Origin of the sequence: Olavius algarvensis spirochete endosymbiont (assembly GCA_900608495.1) — a bacterium.
Taxonomy (GTDB): domain Bacteria; phylum Spirochaetota; class Spirochaetia; order DSM-2461; family DSM-2461; genus UBA2779.
This window is the reverse complement of record UWYT01000331.1, coordinates 1-789: the sequence shown is the minus strand read 5'-3', so window position 1 is coordinate 789 and position 789 is coordinate 1. Positions and strand designations below refer to the sequence as shown.

Here is a 789-nt window from a genome sequence, read left to right as displayed (position 1 = left end):
GCTGCGCTCCGAAGATTATGCATTGCTGCTCGGTTCGATAGGCGTTTTTGCCGTGCTCGGCCTTGTGATGTTAATCACTCGAAAAATCAAATGGTACGATAATTAGTGCCCCTTAAGTCACCATCACATCGATAACCGCATCTGGATGGATTCTGCATACAAACTTGCTACAGGTGCTGCTGTTTGTGAAATGCGATGGCCATAGATAAGCGGAAACGGCCCTTAAAAAATTCAGGGGAAGTGGAAAGGAAATTTCATGCATAAGCGCAGCTCACAGCTGGAATTGACTTTCTGCCAGCCGCGCTGCTTAGGGAAGGCAAGTCCACCTCGAAATCCCTTGTGCAAATCAGCACCCTTTATTATACTGCGGGTGTTTACTCGAGCTGAAATTGGATGATAAGGAGTTGTCTATGTCGGATAGTATGGAATTGTCTACACCGGAAAAGGATAAAACTTCCTCAATTCATTTAAGAGGAGAATTAAGCAAGCCGCCAAGCCGGGTGCTTTGGCTGTTGAAGTGGCTGCTGGCTGTTCCGCATATCGTGATACTGGCATTTCTGACTGTTGCCGTGGTATTCGTAACAATCATTGCCTTTTTCGCGATTATTTTCACAGGCAGATATCCTCGCAAGTCCTTCGATTTCGTTGTTGGAGTGTTCCGCTGGTGGTGGCGAGTTGGATTCTATGCCTTCTCTGTACTTGGCACCGATAAATACCCGCCTTTTTCCCTCAAACCCCGAGATGATTACCCGGCCGATTTGCATATCGACTATCCCAAAAAGTTGAAAC

At 46.6% G+C, this 789-nt stretch carries 2 protein-coding genes; both read left to right on the top strand.

Annotation, left to right across the window (positions count from 1 at the left end):
- The first annotated feature begins 1 nt into the window (after window position 1).
- Window positions 2-106 carry an inner membrane CreD family protein gene (locus S1OALGB6SA_RS09855; RefSeq protein WP_306767000.1) on the top strand — a complete coding sequence of 35 codons (105 nt, stop codon included), beginning with the start codon at window positions 2-4 and terminating at the stop codon, window positions 104-106.
- A gap of 304 nt (window positions 107-410) precedes the next feature.
- Window positions 411-789, top strand: a 379-nt coding sequence (locus S1OALGB6SA_RS09850) for a DUF4389 domain-containing protein (RefSeq protein WP_148084071.1), incomplete at its 3' end; no start/stop codon positions are given.